Source organism: Paenarthrobacter sp. TE3676, assembly GCF_056279165.1.
In genome coordinates, this window is record NZ_JBWBQU010000008.1 from 153,489 (window position 1) to 177,018 (window position 23,530).

Sequence of the window (23,530 nt, forward strand, 5' to 3'; positions counted from 1 at the left end):
AGAATGAATCGTCGGCCACGGCTCCCGTGTGAAATGTAGGGCTACTCGGACTTGAACCGAGGACCTTAGGATTATGAGTCCCGCGCTCTAACCAGCTGAGCTATAGCCCCGTGATGCCCGGGAGAGCCGCCGCAAAGCAACAGTTCCGGGCAAAGCACTCCAGCAATTCTAATAGGTGCCGGGGAGTGCTTTTGTCACACCACCATGTCCTCGTAAGAAGCGCCCCGGTAGAGGTCCTCAAATGTCTGGAGGGTGCCGTTGATGCTGTGCGGCTCCACCATCTCCCGGCTCAGCTTGCCCATGGCATCAAGCTCGTCCTTGGGCAGCTCCACGAGCTGGGTGATCCTGGCAGCGAGTTCGTTGCTGTCGTTGGGGGTGAAGAGGTAGCCGTTCTCCCCGTCACGAACAAGGTGAGGAAGCGCCATGGCGTTGGCAAGCAGCACAGGAGTGGAAGCCGACATGGCTTCCAAGGTCACCAGTGACTGGAGCTCGGCCGTACCGGGCATGCAGAAGATATCGGCCTTGATGTACGCCTCACGCAGGTCCTCGTCGCTGGCCAGCCCGAGGAACCTCACCCGATCTCCCAGGCCAAGCTTCGCAACCTGGGCCTCAAGGGCAGGGCGGACTTCGCCGCCACCCACTACTTCCAGGTTCACGTTCAGTTCGCGAGGGGTTTTAGCGACGGCGTCGATCAGCACGTTGATGTGCTTCTCTTCGGCAAGACGGCCCACGAACAGGACCGTGGGGTTGGCGTGGGGCTCGATGGTCTCACCGGGCTGGAGCTCATAGGCCGAAGAGTCGATGCCGTTGGAAAGGGGCAGGACCTTGCGCAGGAAGGCGTGCTGGTGCATGGCCTTGGCAGCAAGGGGCGTGGGCGTGGTGACCACATCCGCCTGGCCCATGACCTTGCCCATGTCCTTCCAGGAAATACGGCCAACGATGTCTTTGAACCACTGCGGGAACGGAAGGAACGGGTTGAGGTTCTCGGGCATGAAGTGGTTGGTGGCAACAATCCGGATTCCGCGCTTAACAGCCTCATAGAGGACGTGTTCGCCGATCATGTAGTGGCTCTGGATGTGGACTACGTCCGGTTGGACCTTGTCGAAAAGAAGGCTGATTTCCTTCTTGATTTCCCACGGGAAGCAGATCCGGAAGTACTCGTGGGTGAAGACGCCATGGGAGCGGAGCCGGTGAACCGTGGCTTCGTCGCGGAACTCTGTGTAGCTCTTGCCCGTGTCCGGACGGCAGGCCAACACATGCACGTTGTGCCCACGTGCAGTCATCCCCTTGGCCAGGCGGTAGCCGAACTGGGCGGCACCGTTGACGTGCGGCGGGTAGGTATCCGCGGCAATCAGAATAGTGAGGGGCTTGTTGGTGTCGGGAATGGTCACGTGGAGAACTCCTGATGGTCACGGTGCGGACAGCGTTGCCTGTGGCAATGCTGCGATGTCGCCGGGTTGCCGCCCGCAATAGGGGCGGCGCAAGGTAAAGCCCTGCCCTAAGCCTTCCGGCTGGCAGCCGCCTTCGCGTCCTTCTTGCGTTTGGTGACTTCCGGATGGTGCCGGCTCAGGGCAATAACCCCCACGATAGCAAGCGTAGCGGCCGCGGCCATGGCGATGGCCATCACGGCGTGGACATCGGGACGAAGCTCACCCAGAATCACGATGCCGATTGCAATGCCCACCATGGGGTCGATAACGGTCAGCCCTGCGATGACCAGATCCGGCGGACCGCCCGAGTATGCACTCTGCACGAACCAGGAGCCCAGCCCTCCGGCGGCCACGATGGCGATGAGGGTGTACCACTGGACGTTGAGCAGGAACAGGCCGTTGGGATCGAGCAAGTGTTTGCCGATGATCCGGGTCAGGACGGCAACAAAGCCGAACAGGACACCGGCACCCAGGATGTAGATAAAGGCACTCATGCGGTGCTTGAACATGACGGCCAGGGTTCCAAAAATGCCCACTGCAAGAGCCAGGAGGAGAACAATCGTCAGTTCGTCGTCGCTATTGACGTGATGATTCTCCTGCGTGACATTGACTGCCAGCAGCACGAACAGCGCTGAACCCGTAACACAGGCGCTGATGGCAACCACAGTGGCACGGTTGATGCTCAGGCCTTGGTCCTTGGCGTTGACCACCGTGGTGATGACCAACGCGATGGCACCGATCGGCTGCACCACGGTGAGGGGTGCGGACACCAAGGCTATAGCGTTCATCACCATCCCGAGGGCAAGGAACAACAGCCCGAGCATCCAGCGGGGATTACGCAGAAGCCTCAGGAAGCCATTGGAGCTGAGCGCCAGGCCCCCGGTATCGGCTTTCACCGCGCTGCCTTGCCGCTGGGCACCGATAGCGAGGAAGAAGGCACCAACTACCGCGAGAAATACCGCCAGCCAGACCATCAGCCTCGTCCGCCATCGTCGGTTTTCAATTCTTTACCCTTACGCAAGATGGCCCAAAAATAGTTGTAGGCCGCAATCCAGTGGCCGATCAGGCCGAAGCCCAGGAACGTCCAAGCAGCCACGAAGTAGACCTCGGTAAAAGCAATGGGCAGCTTGGACAGGACAAGCAATGGAGTTCCGACCAGCAGCAGAGCCGTGCGGATTTTTCCGATGATACTCACCGGCAGGTCCGGATGGCTGCGGAAGTAGATCAAAGATGCGATGGCCAGGACGGCGTCAGGTACCAGCAGCGCGGCCAGGTACCACCACTGCACGACGCCGGCAATCGCCAACGTGAACGCGACGGCAAGGAGGGCGGCCCGGTCGGCCATCGGGTCCAGTATCCGGCCAAGTTTGGAGGTCTGGTCGAAGCGTCTGGCAATGTAGCCATCCACCCAGTCGGTGCTGCCCATGATCACCAGCACCAGTACCGCGAAGCCATACTCCTGCTCCGACAACACGAGCCAGACAAACAAGGGAACACCCATGAAGCGAAGGACCGTAAGGATGTTGGGGACAGTGAAGATGAGGTCATGATCAACCTGCGGACGGTCGGGGTGCGACCCAGCTCCGATCAATCTCATCTTGTCCCCCCTTCCTCGTCTTTCGTGTTTGGCGCCGCCGGCAGTTGCTACTTCTTCAGCAACTTCCGCAGCGCAACAACGAAGACCACGGCAGCAGTGGCAAACGCTGCGAGGTCCTTCCACCGGGCCGCAAGCCGTTCGGTCAGGCTTTCGGGGACAGAGTCTTCAAGGGCTGCGAACTTCGCTGCAGCAAATTCCTTGCCTTCCTGGAACTTTCCGTTCGCGCTTTCCAGCAAAGCCTGGCCCTGCTTCTTGACGTCCAGCTGTTCACCAAGTTCATCGCGGACACCGGTCAGGTGTTCACGGCGCCGCTTCAGGCGCGAGCGAAGCTCAGCTTCGGTGGGCGCCTTGACGGCATCTGCTTCCTTGGCGGCTTCCTTCGCGGCCTTTTCTGCCTTGGCCTTCTCTGCCGCTGCTTCCTTTTCAGCCTTGGCAGCCTTGGCAGCAGGTGAGTTGGGATCCAGGATCGACTCGTCGAAGTCGGAACCTTCCTTGGCGATTCCGAGATCGTGCTTGATTCCCCGGATGGTGTCCTCGGGAACCAAGGGCATGGCCTTCTTGAACTTGGCGATGCCGATCAAGGATGCGATAGCCACAACTATCAGGAAAAAGGCTGCAACAATGAGTGCCGCGAGCCAGCCGGGCATGATGGTGGCCAACCCAAGGATCGCCGCGACAACCAGCGCAATCACCAGTAGCGCCAGGAAGACAAGCGCCACTCCGAAGAAGGCGCCGGCGATGCCAACCTGAGTGGCCTTTCGCTTGAGTTCTACCTTCGCAAGGGCGATTTCGTCGTTGAGTTGCCTCGGAGCCAGCCTTGCTACGAGCTTGAGGGTCTTTGGCAAAGTACGAATGGCTGGTCCTTGACTGGGCCGGCCGGTGTGACGTCCACTCATGGGTTCCGCCTAACTGCTTCCTCTGGGCATCGTGTAGGGCGAACGCGGCGGAAAACCATTGCCACGGACACCTGTCCTCAAAGCTATCATTCAGGTTCCTGCTGAACTTTCGGGATCCCGCCGTGGCGCGCCTGTCATACATCCAATAAATATGATCCGGGCCATAGGATAGATGATCGTGACCCCTCCCATTGCTCCGGGCGATTCTCTGAGCCGACGCGAAAAACTTGTCTACATTCTCCTGCTGGGTGCACTGACGGCCCTGGGTCCTTTCACCATCGACCTGTACCTTCCGGCGTTCCCCGCCTTGGAAGAGAGTTTTGATGTCTCGGCGGCAGCAATCCAGCTCACTCTGACCGGGACAACGGTTGGCTTCGGGCTCGGCCAGCTATTGGTGGGGCCCTTCAGCGACAAAGTGGGGCGCCGGCTGCCGTTGATCCTGGCGACGGCTGTGCACATCGGCTCTTCGCTGGGGGCGGCGCTGGCCACGGACATCGGGATGCTCTCCCTCTTCCGCGTGCTCATGGGAATCGGTGCTGCCGGAGGTGGCGTGGTGGCAATGGCCATGGTCCGGGACCTCTTCCACGGCTACTCCATGGTCCGGATGTTTTCAAGGATGTCACTGGTCAACGGCCTGGCACCGATCCTGGCACCGGTCATAGGATCCCAACTGCTGCTGGCATTCCCTTGGCCGGGCATCTTCTACTTCCTGGCCGGTTATGGCCTGCTGGTGATCATTGCCTCCATCTTCTTCATTCGGGAGACACTTCCGGCAGCCCAGCGCGGAAAGTCCACCATCACAGTGGGGCAACGCTACAAGACCGTCCTGACGGACAGGATCTTCGTGGGCATGGTTCTGGTAGGAAGCCTGAATTTTGGCGGGCTTTTCGCCTACCTCTCGGCTTCCACCTTTCTCTTCCAGAACGTCTACGGCTTTTCCCCGCAGGAATACGGCATCCTGTTCGGCATCAACTCCCTGGGTATCGTGGCAGGCGTGCAGATCAGCTCGCGCTTGATCCGGCGGGTGGCCCCGCAGTGGATCGTGGCGGGGGCCACGGTCTTCATGCTGTTCACTGCCCTGCTGATCGTGGCGCTTGACCTGTTCCATGTGGGGCTGTGGGGAATCCTCGTTCCGTTGTGGTTCTACATCTGCGCAACCGGCTTCATGTTCCCGTGCGTCCAGGTGCTGTCCTTGGCCAACCACGGCGCACAAGCGGGCACCGCTGCATCCCTCCTGGGCGCGTCCCAGTTCATGATGGCCGGAATTGTCCCGCCCGTCGTCGGTTGGTTGGGCGTCAGTTCCGCCGTCCCCATGGGCGCCGTCATGGCGGCCTGCATCACCGGCGCGATTGCCGCGTTGTGGCTGGTAGTCCGGCCCCGCTCTGTTCCCTCCATCCATTAGCAGCAGCCCCGTAGGCTGTGACCATGACTAATAAACCGCACCGCAACGGCAGGGGCTTGTTCCTCGGTGCTTTGCTCGGCGCCGTGGCCGGTGCCCTTCTCGGTCGCGCCGCCGGCAGTGCGCTGTTTGGCGCCATCCTGGGTGCCGTGATCGGCGCCGCTGTGCTGTACCGCGTGAATCCTGGCCCTTGGAAGCGGGACTAGGCTAACTGCCACCGGCGACCCGCCGCCGTCGAGAGTTACCAAACCCTCCCCTAACCGCCTGCTGCAGGGCAGAATGGTGGCCAGCCGGGGTTACCGGTGCTGCAACCGGTGAAGGGGACATCACATGAGCACGGCTGTTGGATTTCGGGGCAACGTGCGCGGGCTGGCAACCGTGCGGAGGTTGCCGCTGACGCTGGGTCTCGTAGGGCTCTTCTGGGTGCTGGGTGCCGTCTCCGGTAGCCTCGTCAACGGCCCCGGCCAAGTCTTGTTGGATCAAGTGGGAATCGGCCTGGCGGTGGAACCCGGACCGTGGTGGTCCATCTTCACATCAGCATTCTTCGCCTCCTCCCTGCTGGATTACCTGGCCTGTACAGCCGCGATCCTGGTGGGTGTCGGCATCGCCGAACGCGTCATGGGCCCTTGGCTTGCTTTGGCCGCCTTCGTAGCCGGTTCAGCCCTCAGCGCCCTTGTGCTTGTAGCACTCGTAACCTTCGGAACGGATGCCAGCGACCAATGGCTCAGTTTCCTGGGCGGCGAATACGTTGTGGGTGCCTACGGCGGCGCCGCCGCTGCGTTAGGGTGCTCGACGGCGGCACTCGAGGCTTTGTGGCGACGTCGCCTGAGGACGTGGCTGCTGGCCGCGACGCTGATGTTTGCCCTGTTCGTGGGGGTCGCCCAAACCCTGCAGGCTCTTGCCGGAGCCGTGATCGGCATCCTGGCGGGCTGGGTCATCCAGTCGATGGTGCTGCGCCACCGGGCGGGATCGCTCCACTCCTCAAGCCTTCGAGAGACGCGCTTCCTGGTGGGCACCGTGGTGGGTGTCTTCGCGGTTGGACCTTTGCTCACCCAACTGACCGGAACGTGGGAAATCGGGCCCCTCTCCGTTGTTTCCGAGGTCATGCTCCAGGCCAGTCCCGACGCCGATGAGGTGCAGGAAGCGTGCAATAACGACAACAACTGTGTCACGTTGCAGAGCATCGTCGGCGTCCAGAGCTTCGGAGCGGCGATCCTGACACTGATTCCGGTTCTTCTGCTGCTCGTCTGCGCCGAGGGGCTCCGGCGTGGCCGCCGGCTCGCATACAGGCTGACACTCGTTATCCAGCTGTATCTGGCTGCCGTAACCGTCCTGTCCATCGTCCAGTACGTTACAGATCCGGACGTCACGTTAGGCGACGACGACTTCGCGTACCTCCTCCTGTACGCGGTCCCTGCGGTCCTCGCCCCTGTCATCATCGTGGCGCTGCTTCTGGTAAACCGGCATAAGTTCCGGGTCGAGTCGAGCGACGCCGGTTACAGGGTCCTTGGCCGGACCTCGCTCATCCTCGCCGTTGCTGCCGTGATCTTCTACGTCGCGTTCTGGTTCATCGAAGGCAACCCGGGACGCTCCACGCTGCTGGATCTGGCCGGGCAGCTGACACACATTCTGGTTCCCTTCCCTGTCCCGTTCGTGGTGGCTCTCCCGCAAGGCCTGCTAAGCACGGTGGTGTACGGACTGGGCGGGGACATCATTTGGCTGTGCATCCTTGTACTTGTCCTGAACAACTTCCGTCGGTTCCGGATGCTCGCCACTGATCCGGCAGCAGATCTGGGCCATGCCAGGGAGCTGTTGCATGACGGCGGCGGAACGCTGTCCTGGATGGCTCTATGGGACAACAACCAGTACTGGTTTACCCCGAACAGGAAGGCCGGTGTTGCGTACCAGGTCCACAACGGCGTGGCCCTCACCGTTGCGGGGCCCTTTGGCGCAGGCGAACTCCATCCTGAGGCGGCCACGGGCTTCGTAAAGCACTGCTCCAGCCTTGGGCTGGTTCCGTGCTTCTACTCAGCCACGGCAGAGCTCGACGCTGCGCTCATCCCCCATGGCTTCAGGAAACTGGAAGTAGCGGAAGAGACACTCCTCAACGTCCAGGCCATGACCTTCAAGGGGAAGGAATGGCAGAACGTCCGCACGGCACTGAACCGCGCAGACAAGCTCTCCATCAAGGACCACTGGTACAGCTACCCCGGGATGCCGCCGGGAATCAGGGCACAGCTCGCCGAGATTTCCGAAGAGTGGGTGGCTGACAAAGCACTTCCTGAGATGGGCTTCACCTTGGGTGGCTTGAATGAGCTCAAAGACCCCGAGGTGCTCTGCTGTGTAGCCGTGGACGATGACGGCCTGGTCCATGGAGTCACCAGTTGGCTGCCCGTCTTCAGCGACGGGGTCATCTCAGGGTGGACCCTGGACTTCATGCGCCGCCGCACCACAGGCTTCAAGGGCGTCATGGAGTTCCTCATTGCTTCTGCCGTGACGCACTTCAAAGAAGAAGTACCCCAAATCTCGTTGTCCGGCTCTCCGCTTGCCAATGCAGGATCCGATGCCGGCGAGGGAGACCACAGCACCGTGGACCACAGCACCCTGGACCGGGTCCTTGCGCTTCTCGGGAACGCACTGGAACCCATGTACGGTTTCAAGTCGTTAGCCGCCTTCAAGTCCCGTTTCCAGCCTGAGCATCGGACCTTGTACATGTACTACCAGGACCCGTTGGCCTTGCCGTCCATCGGTATCGCTGTGGGTTCCGCCTACCTGCCGGGGCTCTCCCCCGCACAAAGCGCGGGGCTGTTGCGGCAGATGGTAGCCAAGGAGCCCGCCGCATGACACCGAAGCGGGTCTCCCGGCCATGAACGAGATTCTGAAGCTCGAGATCAGCGGACCCGTGGTCATGACGATTGCCGGGGTGATCGGCGTCGGGTTCTTCCTGCTGCTGTTCCTCAGGCCGTCCGCGCGCTGGGCCCTCACCGCGATCACGGCCGTCGTGGTCGCAGCCCTGTTGGGATGGTTGACCGTGTGGATCGTAGAGGACGTGATGGACGTCTTCCATGTGGGGCTCACCCCGCGGGTGTGGTTCTGGGCGATTTCCTGCTTCGCGGCCCTGGGTCTTGCCGTGGTTAGCTTCCGTCATAGCCCACGGTGGCGGAAAACGGTGGCTGCAGTGTCCATTCCAGTGTTCGTGGTGGTCGCGGCCCTAGGCATCAACACGGAGTTCGGACTGAACAAGACATTGGGCTCGGCCTTGGGAATCTCTACGGAGGATGCCATTCAACTGGCCAAACCGGACCCGGACGCCTCCATTCCGGCGGGTCCCCTGTGGCAAAGCTGGAAGTCCCCGGCCAACCTGCACACGAAGGGCGAAGCGGGCACCCAGGTCATTCCAGCCACCGCCTCCGGTTTCGATGCCAGACCCGCGGGCATCTATTTGCCCCCTGCCGCCCTGACTGCCAATCCGCCCAAGCTGCCCTTGTTCGTCCTCATGATGGGCCAGCCGGGACTCCCTGATCCGCAATACGTTTCGGCCGCCTTGGACGAGTTCGCTGCCAGGAACAACGGCCTGGCCCCTATCGCGATCGTCGCGGACCAGATAGGCCCGGACCAAAATGACACCCTCTGCCTGGACACCGCCAAGTACGGCAACGTGGAGAAGTACATCAACGAGGACGTGGTGAACTGGGCCAAAGCCAATTTGAACATTCTGCCTGACCGCGAACACTGGACCATAGCCGGGTACTCCAACGGCGGCCAATGTGCCATTTCCTTCGCGGTCAAATACCCGCAGATGTGGGGCAACGTGGTGGACATCTCCGGCGAAGAATTCCCTGGCGCAGAGGATCCGGCCGGCAACCTCGCGGCGATCTTCAACGGCAACCAGGCTGCCTACGACGCCCAGAAGCCCATCAACATCATGAAAGGCAGGCAGTTCCCCAATACGACGGCCGTTTTCACCGTGGGCTCGGACGACACAACCTATGTGGCGGCGGCCAAGGCGGTCTCCGCAGCCGCCCGGGATGCAGGAATGACTGTGACGTACTACGAGGTGCCCAACGGCGGTCACGTGGGCCTGGCGCTGAATGCGGGACTCACGAAGGGCTTTGAGGTTCTTTATCCGAGGCTGGGCCTGTCCAAGTAGGCCTTACCCTTTTCCGGCCCACGCCCGGGCGATAAAGTTGAGATGTGCCACACTGGCAAGAGCTGCAGCCGCTACCGGCACCGTGGCAGCGTCGGGATGAACGCATCCTGCCGCTGTGGTGGGACAGGCTGTGCTCCGTGACCAGTCCCCAGTCGGCCGCCCTCTACGCCGCCGGGCTCTTTACAGACGACCGTCGCCGCCCGATTGCCCAGTGGTACAACCCCGAAACGGACGCCGCGCTCCTGGTCGCGCCGGAGACCTCACCTGAATGGCCGGTCCAGCGCTTCGGCATCTTCTATGCCCCGCCAGGTGGTGGCTTCACCCGCGTCTACTCGGCGCCCCACGAGTGGCATCCCCGCGAGCCCAGGACTCCGCCAACCGAGCAGGATTCATTCCTGGCTGCGGTGGCCGAGGCCGCCCGTTTCCTGCAAGTGGAGATGGATTTCGTCTGATAAAAGGCGGACCCCGCACCAGCAGTGATGCCGGCACGGGGTCCTTATGCTCCTCCGACTGGACTTGAACCAGTAACCCTTCGATTAACAGTCGAATGCTCTGCCAATTGAGCTACGGAGGAATGAAGCGGTTATGACTTTAGCAAAGGTTCTACCGGAATGCGAAATCGGCGCCGGATACCCCTAGGGGGTATAAAAATACCCCCGTTCCGAAAGATCGGAACGGGGGTATTGTGCGCTCCTCCGACTGGACTTGAACCAGTAACCCTTCGATTAACAGTCGAATGCTCTGCCAATTGAGCTACGGAGGAATGAAGCGGTTACTAGCTTAACAGGGGCCCGCCGGAAAACGAAATCGGGGCTTTTAGCCGTCCGAGCGTAGTGCCCTGCGCTCCATTTCAAGCTGCATCAGCTCCCTGTTCAGCCGCTGGAATTCCTCCGGATTGGCTCCTGCATCCAAGCGCTGCAGCTGCCCCATCTTGTCGGCCTTGATCCGAGTGATCTGCAATTCGAAGAGACGGGCCAGGATGTCGCGGCAGTATCGCTGCATGGCCTCGGGGGTGCTCGCCGGCAGGGGCGTTACGGCCAACTCCGAGACCAAAGGCCGTAGCGGTTCCGGGACTTCCTGGCGGACTTGTTCCACCCAGGCCACAGGGTCATCCGAGTGGGCGAGGCCCGCAGCCCGCACGGCAGTGTGGACGGCCGCATAAGCAGGCGTAGTGAAGTGTGAGGCCTCGAAGCGTTCCCAGGCCCCCCCGCCGAGCACTCCCGGCTCCTGGAGGACAACCTCGAGCGCTTGGCGTTCCATACCGGCTATGGGGTCCCTGGGGTCGGGTCGTTGGAAGACCGGGCCGCTCGACGGCGGTGCTGCCGCCGTCGTCGCCTGTCCGGCCGGGCCTGCAGTGCTGGCACCAGCGGTGCCGCCGGAAGCGGCTCGCTTGGCGGCCGCCCCGACGTAACCGCTGACTTCCTCGATGGGCATGCCCAACCAACCTGCCAGGTTGCGTGTGTAGCCAGGCCTGGTGGCGGAGTCCCGGATCTGTGCCACCACAGGGGCGGCTTCGCGCAGGGCAGCTACACGGCCTTCCACGGTGTCCAAATTGTGGCGGCGGAGAGTGGCCCGGATAGCAAACTCGAAGAGTGGCTTGCGGGTACTGATGAGCTCGCGCACCGCGGCGTCGCCCTTTAGTTGGCGAAGATCACAGGGGTCGGCGCCGGAGGGCTCCACTGCGACGTATGTCTGGGCGGTGAAGCGTTGGTCTTCCTCGAAAGCCCGCAGAGCGGCCTTCTGGCCGGCTGCATCGCCGTCGAAAGTGAAGATGACCTCTCCCCCGCTGCCGTCGTCCGAGAGCAGCCGCCGGGCAACCTTGATGTGCTCGGTACCGAAGGCAGTACCGCAGGTGGCCACCGCCGTCGTGACCCCTGCGAGGTGGCAGGCCATGACGTCGGTGTATCCCTCGACCACTACCAGTTGCCGTTCCTTGGCGATATTCCGCTTGGCGATGTCGATCCCGTAGAGGACCTGGGACTTCTTGTAGAGCGTGGTCTCAGGGGTGTTCAGGTATTTGGGGCCCTGATCGTCTTCGAAGAGTTTGCGTGCACCGAACCCGATGGTGTCGCCCGCGATGTCCCGGATGGGCCAGATCAGCCTGCCGCGGAAGCGATCGTAGATGCCCCGGTTTCCTTCGGAGAACATGCCTGTGAGCTTCAGTTCCGCATCAGTGAACCCGCGTCCGCGGAGGTGCTTGAGCAACGCGTCCCAGCCCTGGGGCGCGTATCCCACGCCAAAGTGTTCGGCAGCGGCGCGGTCAAAGCCACGGCCATCCAGGAAGTTGCGCCCCTCGGCCGCGCCGGGGGTCAGCAGTTGGGCGCGGAAGAACTCATCGGCGATCTTGTGGGCGTCCAGCAGGCGCTGGCGCTTGCCCACTTCCTCACGACTGGGACCGGTGCCGCCGTCCTCGTAGCGCAGCTCGTAACCGATTCTGGCGGCAAGTTTCTCGACAGCCTCGTGGAAGGAACTGTGGTCCATCTTCTGCACAAAGGAGATGGCGTCGCCGTCCTCGCCGCAGCCGAAGCAGTGGTACCTGCCCACCTGCGGGCGAACAGTGAAGGAGGGCGAGCGTTCGTCATGGAAGGGGCACAGGCCCTTGAAACTGCCCAGCCCGGCGCCCTTGAGGGTGACGTAACCGTCAACGACTTCCTTGATATCCGTGCGCTGGCGTACTTCGTCGATATCTTCACGTTTGATCAGGCCAGCCACGTGACCATCCTAGTCGCTTGCCCCAAGAGTCCCCGCCGTTAACGGAAAGCAGGAAGGGTTACCAGAGCGACGGGAGGCTGCCCACAAGCCGCTCATACATGGCCAGGGCAGACACGTCCGTCAGCGACGCCACCTGGTCGATCACAACGCGCAAACGCGCACCGTCGTCGACGGCGTCACGCCAGTCCGCGGCGAACATCGGCTCAAGGTGACGGTCGCCCGTGGCATTCAAAACACCTACCAGCGCATGAAGCACTTCGCGTTGGCGCTCGTACACCGGCTGGCGATGGTCTGTGGAGATCACGAAGGTGGTAGCCAAGCCCTTGAGGACCGCGATCTCGGTGACGGTGTCCTCGGGAACCATGAGTTCAGCGTCATAGCGGGTCAGATTTGCTGGTCCGAAATGAGCGCGCGTGGTTTCCATCGCGCTCTGGCAGAAGCGGCCGATCAGCTGGCTGGTCATGTCCTTCAAGGCAGCCATGGATTTCCGACTGCCATCAGCTTCGCGGACCCAGACTTTGGTGGCCTCCAGCCGCGCAAGGGCGGCATCAATGTCAGCGGGATCGTTGTGTGGCAGGTACCACTGCTTGGTGTACCCCACCACGCGCGCACGATGGTCCGGGTTTTCCATCCATTTGAGCTGGAAATGGCCGGCGACGATCGCATCCTCGACGTCGTGGACCGAGTACGAGATGTCGTCGGCAAGGTCCATCACCTGGGCCTCGATGCACGAACGGTTGCCCGGTGCGCCTTCCCGGAGCCATTCGAACACCGGAAGATCGTCTTCGTACGCGCCGAACTTACTGGTGCGGTGGCCATGGATGACGGGGGCGTCGACGGCGGACCACGGGTACTTGGACGCAGCATCCAGGCTGGCGCGGGTCAGGTTGAGTCCTGCCGGCCTGCCATCCTCAGCGAGTACCTTGGGTTCGAGCCGGGTCAGCAACCGCAGGGTCTGGGCGTTGCCTTCGAAACCACCAATGGTGTGCGCTACTTCGTTCAGGGCGGACTCACCGTTGTGGCCGAAGGGCGGATGCCCGAGGTCATGGCTCAGGCAGGCAGTGTCCACCACGTCAGGATCGCACCCTAGGGAGCGACCGAGTTCGCGGCCCACCTGGGCTACTTCGAGGCTGTGTGTGAGCCGGGTTCGGACAAAGTCGTCCGTGTCCGGTGCGACTACCTGAGTCTTGGCGCCCAGCCTGCGCAACGCCGAGGAGTGCAGGACCCTCGCGCGGTCCCGTTCAAAATCCGAGCGATAGTTGCTCTTGCGTGGCTCTTCGACCCACCGCGCGGAATCTGCCTCGGCGTAACCGGGGATGGCCAGCACAAAATCGTGAGCCGTCCCGTCTTGGCCAAGTATCGCTTCGGTTCCCATGGGTATCTGCCTCCTTCAAGCGCCGGGGTGTGGAGCTTCTTGAGTCAGTCTTACACGTGTGAGGCTAGCCGCCCGAAACGTCCAGCTCCGCGGCCGAGATATCCGCGCTCTGTTCAGCGTTCAGCTGACGGCTCACGAGCCAGTCTTTGGGCAGCGCAGGCTTCTTGGGCGAACCGGCGCGGCCGCGGGGTCCCTCGGAATCGACTCCGGGGTAGGGCGCGTCCATGTCCAGTTCGTTAAGGTATTCGCGCAGCACCTCGAGGGTGGGTACGGTGGCCAGCTTGGCGCGGAGCTCGCCGCCCACTACGTAGCCCTTGAAGTACCAGGCCATGTGCTTGCGGATCTCGCGGAGTGCCTTGTATTCATCGTTCCCGAACGTTTCCACCATGAGCTCGGCGTGACGATAGACGCCTTCGGCAACTTCGCGGAGACCCGGGCGGTGCCGCTGGTCGCTGCCTTCGAAGGCGGCCTGCAGGTCACCGAACAGCCATGGCCTGCCCTGGCAGCCGCGGCCCACAACCACGCCGTCGACGCCGGTCTCGCGCACCATCCGGACAGCATCCTCGGCTGACCAGATGTCACCGTTGCCCAGTACAGGGATGTCAGGGAGCGCCTCACGAAGCCGGGCAATGGCGGACCAGTCGGCCTGTCCGGAATAGAACTGGGCTGCGGTCCTGCCGTGGAGGGCAACAGCGGCCACTCCTGCGTCGCGCGCGATTCGACCGGCGTCGAGGTATGTCAGGTGGTCCTCGTCGATGCCCTTGCGCATCTTGATGGTCAAGGGAATATCGCCCTTGGACGCTTCCTTGACCGCTGTCTGGACAATGGAGGTGAAGAGGTCGATCTTCCAAGGCAGGGCCGAGCCGCCACCGCGCCGGGTGACCTTAGGCACCGGGCAGCCGAAGTTGAGGTCGATGTGGTCCGCACGGTCCTCTTCCACGAGCATCCGTACTGCGGCGCCTACCGTCACGGGATCAACACCGTAGAGCTGCACGGACCGGACTTTCTCGTCCTCATCATGCGAGATGATGCGCAACGATTCCGGCGTGCGCTCCACCAAGGCACGGGAGGTCACCATCTCGGCCACGTACATCCCGCCACCGTATTCACGGCACAGCCTGCGGAAGGCAGAGTTGGTAATGCCCGCCATGGGGGCAAGGATTACCGGGGTGTCCACGGTGATCCCACCGAGCTTCAAAGGAGGGAGCTCGAGCTTTGGTGCAGGGGGCGTCGCTACTACAGTCACCTATCCATTGTTGCAAAGCGGGGCAAATCGGCGGACAGCCAGCCGAATCCCGTGCTTGTTCGCCCACGCGTACGCAGTACGGCGGGTGTGGCGAACAAGAGCAGGGCTCGGGTTTAGGTGGCGTCGTTCGTGTCTCCACGCCGCTCAGCTTCCCGCTGCGCACGGCGGCTGCCCGGCCGCGCCGGCTTGCCGGAATCGTCAAGGCGCGTACCGGCGTCGTGCTTGTCATGCTGATCTGAACCTACGACGGCGGCGGCTGCTGCCAGCGAACCGCTGTCGTTAAGCTCATCAGCATTTACGGTCAGCCCACCGGCTGCGACGACGCGCTTCATTCCGGTGGCTTTAACCACCAGGACGGCAATCAGCGTAGTGACCGGGATGGCGAGGACGAGGCCGATGGACCCCACCAGGGTACGGATTACTTCCTCGGATAGCTCAGCACTGGTCAGTGCTTCATCGAGGGGGCGGTCATAAAGCATCACGATGATGAGGATCGGAAGCGCGGCTCCGGCGTACGCAAAAGCGATGGTGTAGACCGTGGAGGCAATGTGGTCCCGGCCGATCCTCATGGCAGAGGAAAACAGCTTACGGGCACTGGTGTTGGGCGCGAGTTCGTAGAGTTCCCACACCGCAGAGGACTGCGTAATGGTGACGTCGTTGAGCACGCCCAGGCCGGAGATGATGAGGCCGCACAGGATGATCCCTGAAATGGAGATCTGGGGTGACATGTTCACCAGCGTGGAGGCATCGTGGTTTCCCACTCCCGCCAGGTTGGCGGCGTCCGTAGCCCACGCCGCCAACAGGGCTGTGATGCTAAGCCCGAAAATTGTGCCCAACAAAGCGGTGGACGTTCGCGCCGAGAATCCGTGCGCGAAGTACAGGACCCCGATCATGATCACCGTGGATCCCACCAACGCCAGCAACAGTGGCGGCTTGCCCTCCACCAAGCCCGGCAGGATGAAGCTGACCAGGACGAAGTAGGCACCCACCAGGCCAAGAAGTGCCCGGAAGCCGCGCCAACGGGCCACCGCGATGACGACCGCTGCGTACAGGATTGCCAGGAGCGCGATGGGGATGCTGCGGACAAAGTCCACGAAAACGTAGGCAGGAGCGCCGCTTCCGGCGTTCGTACCTTGAACCGCGGACAGGTTGAGGTACCGGATGGAGTCCCCCACGTCCACGCCGTGGGACATGGCGACGTCAGGGTTGATGACCACCTTGACCACGTCCCCGCCTTTGTCCGGCTCCGTGAAGGCGAAGGTGCACTGCGACCCGCCGGACTGGTTGTTTTGACCGGTGTCCGTTGGGCCAGTGTCAGTCTGGCCGGTGTTGGGCTGGCCCGTGTTGCTTTGGCCCGTCTGCGTGCAGCTTTCCACCACCACGCTCTGAATCCGGCCGGTATCGAACGTGACCCCGGGGGCAGCCTGGTACGGGCTCGAGAACGAGATCCCTTCCCGACTGCCTGAGGGCCACATGACCATCATGGCCACGAGCGTCAGGACGCCCAGCGGAATAAGGATGGCCGCCAGAATCCAGTTGGCCCTCTTCCGCGATGCAAGAGCCTGCGGCGTTGGCTCGGAATTTTCAGAATGACCGTGGGAGTGGCCCATCAGCAGCAAAACCTCATGCCCTTAACCCTACGCGGGACCGAACACCCGCAAGTCAGTCACTTAACGCAAGATCCCACGCGGCCCGCAGAAAACGGGCGGCGTGGGATCCTGGCGCGAAAGCTGTGATCAGTCGCTGACGATCAGGGTGTCGGCACCCCGCACGTGGGCTTTTCCGGATTCCAACAGCGGATCAAGAACCGTGCGCAGTGCCGTCATGGACTCGTCAACTTCCAGCAGGACCGGGTGTTGGTAGGCGATGAGCGCCAAGAGGTCACGCACTGCAAAAGCTGCTTCCTCGGCGGACAGCTGGGGGTCGTGTCCAAGGAAGACATCCGAAGGCTCATCCGAGTCGCCTTGGGCGTAACTGATGGCGAACGCCTGGATTTTGCCCTTGCGGCTCGCCGGAACGCCTTGGCCGAAGGCACTGGCCTTCGGCGCGCGCAGGACGATTGCGCCGTGGGCGCCAGTCAGGTCATGCAGGAACAAGCGCTGCACCGTGGGGATGCTGAGCTCCCCCGGGCTGTCCCAGTGGTGGACATGCGAGTAGTACTTCCCCACCACGTCGCTCAGCTCCACCGAACCCGTGGCCAGGTCCTCCACGCGCTCGGAAGCGGCTTCCTCGGAACCATCGCCGAACCGCGGCAATGACAGGGGTTCAGGTGCCACCACAACAAGCTGCGAACGCTGGATGGGCGCAAGCCCCGCAGCCGCAGCGAATGCCGCACCTGCGGTATCCGGCTCCACCTTGCTGCGCAGCTTGGAAACGCCCGACGGCGAGTTCCCGGCTTCGCGGCGAAGCATGGTCAGCAGGGTTGCACCCACGCCTTCACGGCGGTGGTCCTTGGCAACCTCGATGTAGGCCCAGAGTCGCTCCGGGTGCAGGGATGCCTCGTGGACAACGCCGGCGGCAACGGGAATCCGCACGCCGTCCACCACGTCCTCGGCCACGATGCAGCGGCGCCAGGGCTGGTTGCTGGACGGCGCCAGGGCTGCACGGAACTGCTCGGCGGGAAGGGTCTCCGGGCCGCCCCAGATTTCCAAGAGGGCGAGGTCGTCGCCCTCCTTCCATTCGCGGTACTCCAAAGCCACGACTAGGCGCCGATCAGGCGTGCAGCCAGGTAGCCCTCAACCTTGTCCAGGGACACGCGTTCCTGGCTCATGGTGTCGCGCTCACGAATGGTCACGGCCTGGTCCTCAAGGGTGTCGAAGTCCACTGTGATGCAGAACGGGGTACCGATCTCGTCCTGGCGACGGTAACGGCGGCCGATGGCGCCGGCGTCATCGAAGTCGATGTTCCAGTTCTTGCGCAGCTGAGCGCCCAAAGCCTTGGCCTTCGGGGACAGGTCCTCGTTGCGGCTCAGCGGCAGGACGGCGGCCTTGACCGGGGCCAGGCGCGGGTCCAGCTTCAGCACTGTGCGGACATCGACGCCGCCCTTGGCGTTGGGTGCCTCGTCTTCGGTGTAGGCGTCGATCAGGAAAGCCATGAAGGAGCGGGTCAGGCCGGCGGCGGGCTCGATCACGAACGGGGTGTAGCGCTCGTTGGTGGCCTGGTTGAAGTAGCTCAGGTCCGTGCCGGAAGCCTTGGCATGCGTGGAAAGGTCAAAGTCCGTGCGGTTGGCGATGCCCTCGAGCTCGCCCCACTCGGAGCCCTGGAAACCGAAGCGGTATTCGATGTCCGTGGTGCCCTTGGAGTAGTGGCTGAGCTTCTCCAGCGGGTGCTCGAAGAAACGGAGGTTGTCTTCACGGATGCCCAGGTCCGTGTACCAGGACATGCGCTCCTTCATCCAGTACTGGTGCCACTCTTCATCGGTTCCGGGCTCGACGAAGAACTCCATCTCCATCTGCTCGAATTCGCGGGTACGGAAGATGAAGTTGCCCGGCGTGATTTCGTTGCGGAACGACTTGCCGATCTGGCCAATGCCGAACGGCGGCTTCTTCCGCGAGGTGGTGAGGACGTTGTTGAAGTTCACAAAGATACCCTGGGCGGTTTCCGGACGCAGGTAGTGCATGCCTTCGTCGCTGGCCACCGGGCCGAGGAAAGTCTTGAGCAGGCCGGAGAATTCCTGGGGCTCGGTCCACTGGCCGCGGGTGCCGCAGTTTGCGCAGGCGATGTCCGCCAGGCCGTTTTCTGCCGGGCGGCCCTTCTTTTCTTCGTACTCTTCTTCGAGGTGGTCGGCACGGTAGCGCTTGTGGCAGGAAAGGCATTCAACCAGGGGGTCGGAGAAGACATCCACGTGGCCGGATGCTTCCCATACCTGGCGGGGAAGGATGACGGAGGAATCCAGGCCTACAACGTCCTCACGGCCGCGGACCATGCTCTGCCACCACTGGCGCTTGATGTTTTCCTTCAGTTCAGCGCCGAGGGGACCGTAATCCCAGGCCGAACGGGAGCCACCATAGATTTCACCGGCCTGGAAGACAAAGCCCCTCCGCTTGGAGAGGGAAATGACCTGGTCAAGGACGGATTTTGCTGCCATGGGTAACTCCATTTGTTCTACAGGGCCGCTGGGTGCGGTCCGCGGTGGTTTGCCCCGGAATCCGGACGAGGTTGTCCGGCGGGGTATTGGGGGGAAGTTTGTTGATTCCTACCCTACCGGCCTTTGGGAGGGACTCTTCGTGCGAAAGCTCCCTTGGGCCAGGGCAGTGTGGCCACGATGATCGCGGCGAGCGTCAGGACCGTACCCAGCACCGTGGGCAAGGCGACCACTGCGCCGGGACTGGGGATCACGACGTCGAGCACCAGCGACCCCACCAACTGCCCGGCGATCATGCCCAAACCGGTGATCAGGACCCCAAGGCTACGGACCAGCAGCGCCGCCAGGCCGATGAAGAGGCAGCCCATGGGGCCGCCAAGGTAGTACCACCACTCACTGGGAAGCGGATTTCCCGGCCCGGCCACAGCCAGCTTGATCATCCACGCAATCCACAGAATGACTGACCCGGCAATGAAGTTGACCAGCGTGGCTGCGATGGGCGTCCCGTAATGAACTGTGGCAGTTCCGTTCATTGCCTGCTGGAAGCTCATGAAGAAACCGGCGGCCAGCGGCAGGAGGACGGGCAGGACGAGCGAGGCGATGTCCGTGTCGCCGCTGAAGCGCGGGGAAACTGCCCAGGCGACGGCGGCCACCGTCAGGACACTGCCCAGGACCCGGACTCCCGTGATGGCGCGTTTTCCTCCCGGGCCAATACCCATTCGGTCCACGAGCAGTCCGCTCAACGTCTGGCCGGTCACCGCTGCGACTGTGAACAACGCGACACCCAACAGGGCAACAGTGAACGACTGGGCAAAGACGAACAACGCGCCGATGGCACCGGCCATGACGTAGAACCGGGGGAAGCTGCGGTTCCGGACGGCAGGAATGATGCGCTGGAGCCCCGCCCTGCCTTTGGGGGTGGCAAGTGAGATGGCACTAATGAGCAGGAGTCCTGTGGTGAAGCTCACCACAGCCGCGGCGATGCCGTCGTCCAGTTTGGCGCCGAGGGCCCCGTTGATCCTCCCTTGAAGCGGGATCACCAGGCCCGTCGCTACTGCAATGGGAAGGCCAATGACCAGCGGAAGGGCGGGACGGGGAGAAGGCTGCGGCACCGTCACCACACTACTTCAGGCATCATTGCTGTATGAGCAACCCCGAAATTGAAGAGATCCCCATCCGCGACGACATGATCCGACTCGGCCAGCTGTTGAAGCTCGCAAACTTGGTGGAGGACGGCGTTGAAGCCACGGAGCTCATCAAGAACGGCTTGGTCAAAGTCAACAACGAAATCGATGACCGCCGCGGACGCCAGCTCCACGTCGGCGATACCGTGACCGTCAATGGCCAGACGGTCCGGATCACCGCCGCCTGACACATCGGAACCTCAGTCAGTGAGCACCTTGTGGGTGAGGAATTCGCCCACGTGTCCGATCTCCTGCTGGTTGATGCCGTGCCACATCCCCGTGTAAAGCACTTTGGTGAGGTCGACGTGCTTGCGCACCCAGCCCATGGTGTATTCGATTTTGTCCTGGGTGATGACGGGATCCTGCTGGTCGCGGCCCCAGAACATCGGTAGCGTTCCGTCCAGTTCGTCGTCCCGGAATGCGGCGTCAGCGCCGGCGTCGATCACAAAGCCTGAAAGCCCGACGACAGCAGCGAAGTCCGCGGGACGGTAGCGGAGCATGGTGGTGGCCATGGCCATGCCCATGGAGAAGCCCAGCAACGTCACGGACGAGTGGTTGGCTTTGACTGTGTCCAGCCACTCAAGGGCGTACTCGGCTGCCTGCTTTACAGCTTCCAACGAGTAGTCGATGGACGCCGTGAGAGGAAACCATGTGAAGCCCGGCCCCATGGGCATCGGTGCTCGGAGGGCGGCTACTACAAAACCCTCGGGCAGCAATCCGGCCAGGCTGAACAGGTCGTCCTCGTTGGAGCCGTAGCCGTGCAGCAGGACCAGGAGTGGCTTGCCTGCACGCTCGGATTCGTCGTGGGACCACAGGACAACGGGAGCGGGAAATGTGGGTGCTTCAGTCATGGGTCCATTCTTACAGTTACCCACCAGTAACAACCTACGGTGGCGTAGGGTCGACGTCACGGTGCAGGATATGAGCGTGAGTGAGAACAATCCTTTACTGAAGCCGGGCGAGCCCGTTCAAAAGCACCCTTGGACCCGTTATGTGGCCCTGGGTGACTCCTTCACGGAGGGCATCGGCGACCCCGAGCCGCAGAACCCCGGCGGTTATCGTGGTTGGGCGGATCGGGTTGCCGAGGAACTGGGCCGCAGCCAGGAAGATTTCGCCTACGCCAACCTTGCTATCCGTGGCAGGTTGCTGCAGCAGATTATCGATGAACAGGTAGGCCCCTGTTTGGAACTGCAGCCTGACCTCGTGTCCATTTCAGCCGGCGGCAACGACCTCATCCGTCCCGGCGGCGATCCCGACCTGTTGGCGGAAAAACTCGACGCCGCAGTCGCGGAGCTGAGCTCGGGAGGTGCCACCGTGGTGCTTTTCAATGGCCCGGACACGGCAGCATCAGTACTCGGGCGCATCCGCGGCAAGGTGGCCATTTACAACGAGAACCTCAGGACGGTCGCTGCGCGGCACGATGCCATCATCGCGGACATGTGGTCCTTGCGGCAGTTGGCGGATCCCCAGATGTGGAACGTTGACCGCCTTCACTTCTCGCCGCTGGGCCACCACACCATCGCCATGATGGTTTTGGAGGCGTTGAACGTCGAGCACACGCTTGAGCCCCTGATGCCCAAGCCCCTTCCGCCGCGCACGTGGCGTCAGGCCCGGTCTTCCGACCTTGTCTGGGCACGTGAGTTCTTTGTCCCATGGGTGATCCGGCGCCTTCGGCATCAGTCCTCCGGCGACGGAATCACGCCAAAGCGTCCGACGCCGGGACCCGTCTTCGGTTCCACCGGCACCTTGCTGCCGCGCCGCTGACGTGACGTCGGGTGCCGGCTCCCTGCATGCGGAGGCTATTCGGAGGATTCGGTTGCGGCGGCAGCAGTTGCGGGCTCCCTACGCCGGAAGTCCCGGGGACGTGGTCCGCAACCTTCTGGCCGTCCAATCGCAAGAGTTCCCCTATGCGAGGTGGACTCTCGCACAGAGAAGCTCCACCAGCGCTTCATCGATGGTCACTGCCTTAAGCGTTGAGCAGGCGGTAGCCGACGGAACCATCCTGCGGACGCATATTCTCCGGCCCACGTGGCATTTCGTGCATCGGGACGATCTTGGCTGGTTGATGGCGTTGTCCGCAGATCGCCTCCACCAAGGCAACAAAGGCATGTACCGACAAACAGGAATCGATGACGACTCTGCTGCCAAGAGCGGCCGAATCCTCGCCGCCGCTGTGGCCGATGGAGCCCACAAGACGCGCGAGGAACTGGCCGATGTCCTGGGACAGTCCGGTTTTCCCAGCAAGGGCCTGGGCTTCATCTACCACCTCATGCACGCGGAAATCAGCGGTGTCCTGGTCAGCGGCACACCCGTCCGTTCCGCAGGCGGCGCCCTGAAACAAACGTATGCCCTGTTCGACGAACGGGTACCCGGTTCGGCTCTTACGCCTCTGACCGCCGAAGGCCGCGAACAGGCTCTTGGACGGTTGGCACTCCGATACTTCACCAGCCGGGGACCCGCCACGGTCAAGGACTGTGCGGCGTGGTCCGGGTTGACCATGAAAGACGTAAAGCGGGGAATCGAGGTGGCGGGTGCCATGTCCCCCGGGAGTTTGGGGGCGGCGCAGTGTGATGGTTTCGACTTTTATCTGGCTCCCGAGGAAGTGGACGCTCTCGCGGGTGGTGGCGATCCTTCGCCCGCCGAGGATCCCGGGCTTCCCCGCGTCGACCTCATCCAGTGCTACGACGAATACGTGATGGGCTACTCACAGTCCCGGCACTTCCTTGGTGGCACGGCGCCCATCTTCCCCGAGGACAACGGACCCATGCACGTGGTTCTGCTGGACGGCAGGTTGGCCGGATGGTGGCGGCATGGCTTCTCCGGCAGAACCTGCGAAGTGGACGTCCGAATGAACCGGCCCACCACCGCAAAAGAGCAGGAGGCCCTGCAGTCGGAGGTGGATCGCTACGGCCGGTTCCTGGGCATGCAGACCGAGCTGGTCTGAAGCAGCCGCAGTGGTTTTGCTGGTCAGGACTAAGCTGGGATGAGACCTAGGAGGCCTGCACTGTGAACAATCTGATCTTCTGGATCATCGTCTGCTCTTGGCTGATTCCGCTCGGGATCCGCATGTACAACCGCTCCCGGGCGCGTCGGATCCAGGACAATAACTTCCGCGACCCCCGCTACCCACAGCAGAATCTGCCCGGACCAGGGTATCCACCACAGAATTACCCGCAGCAGAATTATCCAGGTCAGGGATACCCGACGCAGGGTTACCCAGGTCAGAATTACCCCGGGTACCCTTCCGAGCCGACCGTCCTCCGCCCCGCGGATTCGACACCGCAGGCCGGGCCGCCGTCGAACCCTTCATCCCCCGCACCGTTCCCCTCAGCTGGCGCTTCGGAGCCGCAGGGATTCCGCGCTCGCAAGCTGGCGGAGCTGGACACGAAGTTCAGCAACGGCGAGATCGCCATGGAGGATTACATGAAGCAGCGCGGCGAAATCATGAACGGCTAGG

General features: G+C 62.6%; 21 protein-coding genes and 3 tRNA genes. 9 read left to right on the plus strand and 15 right to left on the minus strand.

Annotated features, from left to right (window positions below):
• Nucleotides 1-36: 36 nt before the first annotated feature.
• The 5 genes from ACZ881_RS18820 to ACZ881_RS18840 form a co-directional block, all read right to left on the minus strand.
• Nucleotides 37-110: transfer RNA gene (locus tag ACZ881_RS18820), tRNA-Ile, on the minus strand.
• Nucleotides 111-194: 84 nt separating this feature from the next.
• Complete coding sequence (locus ACZ881_RS18825) at nucleotides 195-1,391, minus strand: glycosyltransferase (RefSeq protein ID WP_091466357.1); 1,197 nt, start codon at nucleotides 1,389-1,391, stop codon at nucleotides 195-197.
• 107 nt (nucleotides 1,392-1,498) lie between these two features.
• The gene (locus tag ACZ881_RS18830) at nucleotides 1,499-2,404 is read right to left on the minus strand and encodes a DMT family transporter (RefSeq protein ID WP_091466355.1); all 906 of its coding nucleotides are present in this window, start codon (nucleotides 2,402-2,404) and stop codon (nucleotides 1,499-1,501) included.
• Nucleotides 2,404-3,027 carry a CDP-alcohol phosphatidyltransferase family protein gene (locus ACZ881_RS18835; protein WP_178996431.1) on the minus strand — a complete coding sequence of 208 codons (624 nt, stop codon included), beginning with the start codon at nucleotides 3,025-3,027 and terminating at the stop codon, nucleotides 2,404-2,406. The genes ACZ881_RS18830 and ACZ881_RS18835 overlap by 1 nt, the downstream gene beginning before the upstream one ends.
• 47 nt (nucleotides 3,028-3,074) lie before the next feature.
• The gene (locus tag ACZ881_RS18840; RefSeq protein WP_091466352.1) at nucleotides 3,075-3,923 is read right to left on the minus strand and encodes a phage holin family protein; all 849 of its coding nucleotides are present in this window, start codon (nucleotides 3,921-3,923) and stop codon (nucleotides 3,075-3,077) included.
• A 172-nt stretch (nucleotides 3,924-4,095) separates the two neighbouring features.
• Between ACZ881_RS18840 and ACZ881_RS18845 the strand changes: the two genes are divergently transcribed.
• The 5 genes from ACZ881_RS18845 (at nucleotide 4,096) to ACZ881_RS18865 (ending at nucleotide 9,924) form a co-directional block, all read left to right on the plus strand.
• Entirely contained in the window at nucleotides 4,096-5,325 is a 1,230-nt protein-coding gene (locus tag ACZ881_RS18845) for a multidrug effflux MFS transporter (protein WP_179019066.1), read from the plus strand.
• A 23-nt stretch (nucleotides 5,326-5,348) separates the two neighbouring features.
• A complete protein-coding gene (locus ACZ881_RS18850; protein WP_017199401.1) occupies nucleotides 5,349-5,528 on the plus strand; it encodes a glycine zipper domain-containing protein in 180 nt (59 codons plus the stop codon).
• Between the two features lie 124 nt (nucleotides 5,529-5,652).
• Nucleotides 5,653-8,166, plus strand: coding sequence for a bifunctional lysylphosphatidylglycerol flippase/synthetase MprF (locus ACZ881_RS18855; RefSeq protein WP_476117581.1), 2,514 nt, complete (start codon nucleotides 5,653-5,655; stop codon nucleotides 8,164-8,166).
• 22 nt (nucleotides 8,167-8,188) lie between these two features.
• Complete coding sequence (locus ACZ881_RS18860) at nucleotides 8,189-9,472, plus strand: alpha/beta hydrolase (protein ID WP_476117582.1); 1,284 nt, start codon at nucleotides 8,189-8,191, stop codon at nucleotides 9,470-9,472.
• Between the two features lie 44 nt (nucleotides 9,473-9,516).
• Nucleotides 9,517-9,924, plus strand: a complete 408-nt coding sequence (locus ACZ881_RS18865) for a hypothetical protein (protein ID WP_011774207.1) — start codon at nucleotides 9,517-9,519, stop codon at nucleotides 9,922-9,924.
• Between the two features lie 49 nt (nucleotides 9,925-9,973).
• Here ACZ881_RS18865 and ACZ881_RS18870 read toward each other — a convergent pair.
• The 9 genes from ACZ881_RS18870 to ACZ881_RS18910 form a co-directional block, all read right to left on the minus strand.
• A tRNA-Asn gene (locus tag ACZ881_RS18870) sits at nucleotides 9,974-10,046 on the minus strand.
• Nucleotides 10,047-10,162: 116 nt separating this feature from the next.
• Nucleotides 10,163-10,235, minus strand: a tRNA-Asn gene (locus ACZ881_RS18875).
• Nucleotides 10,236-10,288: 53 nt separating this feature from the next.
• Nucleotides 10,289-12,184 (minus strand): DNA primase, encoded by a 1,896-nt coding sequence (dnaG, locus tag ACZ881_RS18880; protein ID WP_429331637.1) that lies wholly within the window; start codon nucleotides 12,182-12,184, stop codon nucleotides 10,289-10,291.
• 58 nt (nucleotides 12,185-12,242) lie between these two features.
• Nucleotides 12,243-13,559, minus strand: coding sequence for a deoxyguanosinetriphosphate triphosphohydrolase (locus ACZ881_RS18885; protein WP_091466343.1), 1,317 nt, complete (start codon nucleotides 13,557-13,559; stop codon nucleotides 12,243-12,245).
• 64 nt (nucleotides 13,560-13,623) lie between these two features.
• Nucleotides 13,624-14,805, minus strand: coding sequence for a tRNA dihydrouridine synthase DusB (gene dusB / locus ACZ881_RS18890; RefSeq protein ID WP_179019072.1), 1,182 nt, complete (start codon nucleotides 14,803-14,805; stop codon nucleotides 13,624-13,626).
• 113 nt (nucleotides 14,806-14,918) lie between these two features.
• On the minus strand, nucleotides 14,919-16,415 hold the full coding sequence (locus ACZ881_RS18895) for a YibE/F family protein (RefSeq protein ID WP_476117583.1): 1,497 nt from the start codon (nucleotides 16,413-16,415) through the stop codon (nucleotides 14,919-14,921).
• A 126-nt stretch (nucleotides 16,416-16,541) separates the two neighbouring features.
• Nucleotides 16,542-17,504 carry a GNAT family N-acetyltransferase gene (locus ACZ881_RS18900; protein WP_178996446.1) on the minus strand — a complete coding sequence of 321 codons (963 nt, stop codon included), beginning with the start codon at nucleotides 17,502-17,504 and terminating at the stop codon, nucleotides 16,542-16,544.
• A 2-nt stretch (nucleotides 17,505-17,506) separates the two neighbouring features.
• Entirely contained in the window at nucleotides 17,507-18,892 is a 1,386-nt protein-coding gene (locus tag ACZ881_RS18905) for a glycine--tRNA ligase (protein ID WP_091466335.1), read from the minus strand.
• A gap of 113 nt (nucleotides 18,893-19,005) precedes the next feature.
• Nucleotides 19,006-20,010, minus strand: coding sequence for a DMT family transporter (locus ACZ881_RS18910; RefSeq protein ID WP_476117584.1), 1,005 nt, complete (start codon nucleotides 20,008-20,010; stop codon nucleotides 19,006-19,008).
• A 23-nt stretch (nucleotides 20,011-20,033) separates the two neighbouring features.
• On the opposite strand from ACZ881_RS18910, the gene ACZ881_RS18915 reads away from it, so the two are divergent.
• Nucleotides 20,034-20,261 carry an RNA-binding S4 domain-containing protein gene (locus ACZ881_RS18915; protein ID WP_062067368.1) on the plus strand — a complete coding sequence of 76 codons (228 nt, stop codon included), beginning with the start codon at nucleotides 20,034-20,036 and terminating at the stop codon, nucleotides 20,259-20,261.
• Nucleotides 20,262-20,273: 12 nt separating this feature from the next.
• On the opposite strand, the gene ACZ881_RS18920 is transcribed toward ACZ881_RS18915, so the two are convergent.
• Nucleotides 20,274-20,924, minus strand: a complete 651-nt coding sequence (locus ACZ881_RS18920; protein ID WP_091466330.1) for an alpha/beta hydrolase — start codon at nucleotides 20,922-20,924, stop codon at nucleotides 20,274-20,276.
• A gap of 70 nt (nucleotides 20,925-20,994) precedes the next feature.
• Between ACZ881_RS18920 and ACZ881_RS18925 the strand changes: the two genes are divergently transcribed.
• The 3 genes from ACZ881_RS18925 to ACZ881_RS18935 all read left to right on the plus strand — a co-directional run bounded on the left by ACZ881_RS18925 (nucleotide 20,995) and on the right by ACZ881_RS18935 (nucleotide 23,529).
• Nucleotides 20,995-21,837, plus strand: a complete 843-nt coding sequence (locus ACZ881_RS18925; RefSeq protein ID WP_178996450.1) for an SGNH/GDSL hydrolase family protein — start codon at nucleotides 20,995-20,997, stop codon at nucleotides 21,835-21,837.
• A 52-nt stretch (nucleotides 21,838-21,889) separates the two neighbouring features.
• Nucleotides 21,890-23,017: a winged helix DNA-binding domain-containing protein gene (locus ACZ881_RS18930; protein ID WP_476117585.1), complete on the plus strand. Its 1,128-nt coding sequence runs from the start codon at nucleotides 21,890-21,892 to the stop codon at nucleotides 23,015-23,017.
• Nucleotides 23,018-23,079: 62 nt separating this feature from the next.
• A complete protein-coding gene (locus tag ACZ881_RS18935) occupies nucleotides 23,080-23,529 on the plus strand; it encodes a hypothetical protein (RefSeq protein ID WP_476117586.1) in 450 nt (149 codons plus the stop codon).
• Nucleotide 23,530 lies beyond the last annotated feature (1 nt).

What these genes read in the sequence shown, in the direction of transcription:
- ACZ881_RS18920 (WP_091466330.1), bottom strand. Translation starts at nt 20,924, where the DNA reads ATGACTGAAGCACCCACATTTCCCGCTCCCGTTGTCCTGTGGTCCCAC.
- ACZ881_RS18905 (WP_091466335.1), bottom strand. Translation starts at nt 18,892, where the DNA reads ATGGCAGCAAAATCCGTCCTTGACCAGGTCATTTCCCTCTCCAAGCGG.
- ACZ881_RS18840 (WP_091466352.1), bottom strand. Translation starts at nt 3,923, where the DNA reads ATGAGTGGACGTCACACCGGCCGGCCCAGTCAAGGACCAGCCATTCGT.
- ACZ881_RS18915 (WP_062067368.1), top strand. Translation starts at nt 20,034, where the DNA reads ATGAGCAACCCCGAAATTGAAGAGATCCCCATCCGCGACGACATGATC.
- ACZ881_RS18855 (WP_476117581.1), top strand. Translation starts at nt 5,653, where the DNA reads ATGAGCACGGCTGTTGGATTTCGGGGCAACGTGCGCGGGCTGGCAACC.
- ACZ881_RS18845 (WP_179019066.1), top strand. Translation starts at nt 4,096, where the DNA reads ATGATCGTGACCCCTCCCATTGCTCCGGGCGATTCTCTGAGCCGACGC.
- ACZ881_RS18835 (WP_178996431.1), bottom strand. Translation starts at nt 3,027, where the DNA reads ATGAGATTGATCGGAGCTGGGTCGCACCCCGACCGTCCGCAGGTTGAT.
- ACZ881_RS18850 (WP_017199401.1), top strand. Translation starts at nt 5,349, where the DNA reads ATGACTAATAAACCGCACCGCAACGGCAGGGGCTTGTTCCTCGGTGCT.
- ACZ881_RS18860 (WP_476117582.1), top strand. Translation starts at nt 8,189, where the DNA reads ATGAACGAGATTCTGAAGCTCGAGATCAGCGGACCCGTGGTCATGACG.
- ACZ881_RS18925 (WP_178996450.1), top strand. Translation starts at nt 20,995, where the DNA reads ATGAGCGTGAGTGAGAACAATCCTTTACTGAAGCCGGGCGAGCCCGTT.
- ACZ881_RS18830 (WP_091466355.1), bottom strand. Translation starts at nt 2,404, where the DNA reads ATGGTCTGGCTGGCGGTATTTCTCGCGGTAGTTGGTGCCTTCTTCCTC.
- ACZ881_RS18885 (WP_091466343.1), bottom strand. Translation starts at nt 13,559, where the DNA reads ATGGGAACCGAAGCGATACTTGGCCAAGACGGGACGGCTCACGATTTT.
- ACZ881_RS18895 (WP_476117583.1), bottom strand. Translation starts at nt 16,415, where the DNA reads ATGGGCCACTCCCACGGTCATTCTGAAAATTCCGAGCCAACGCCGCAG.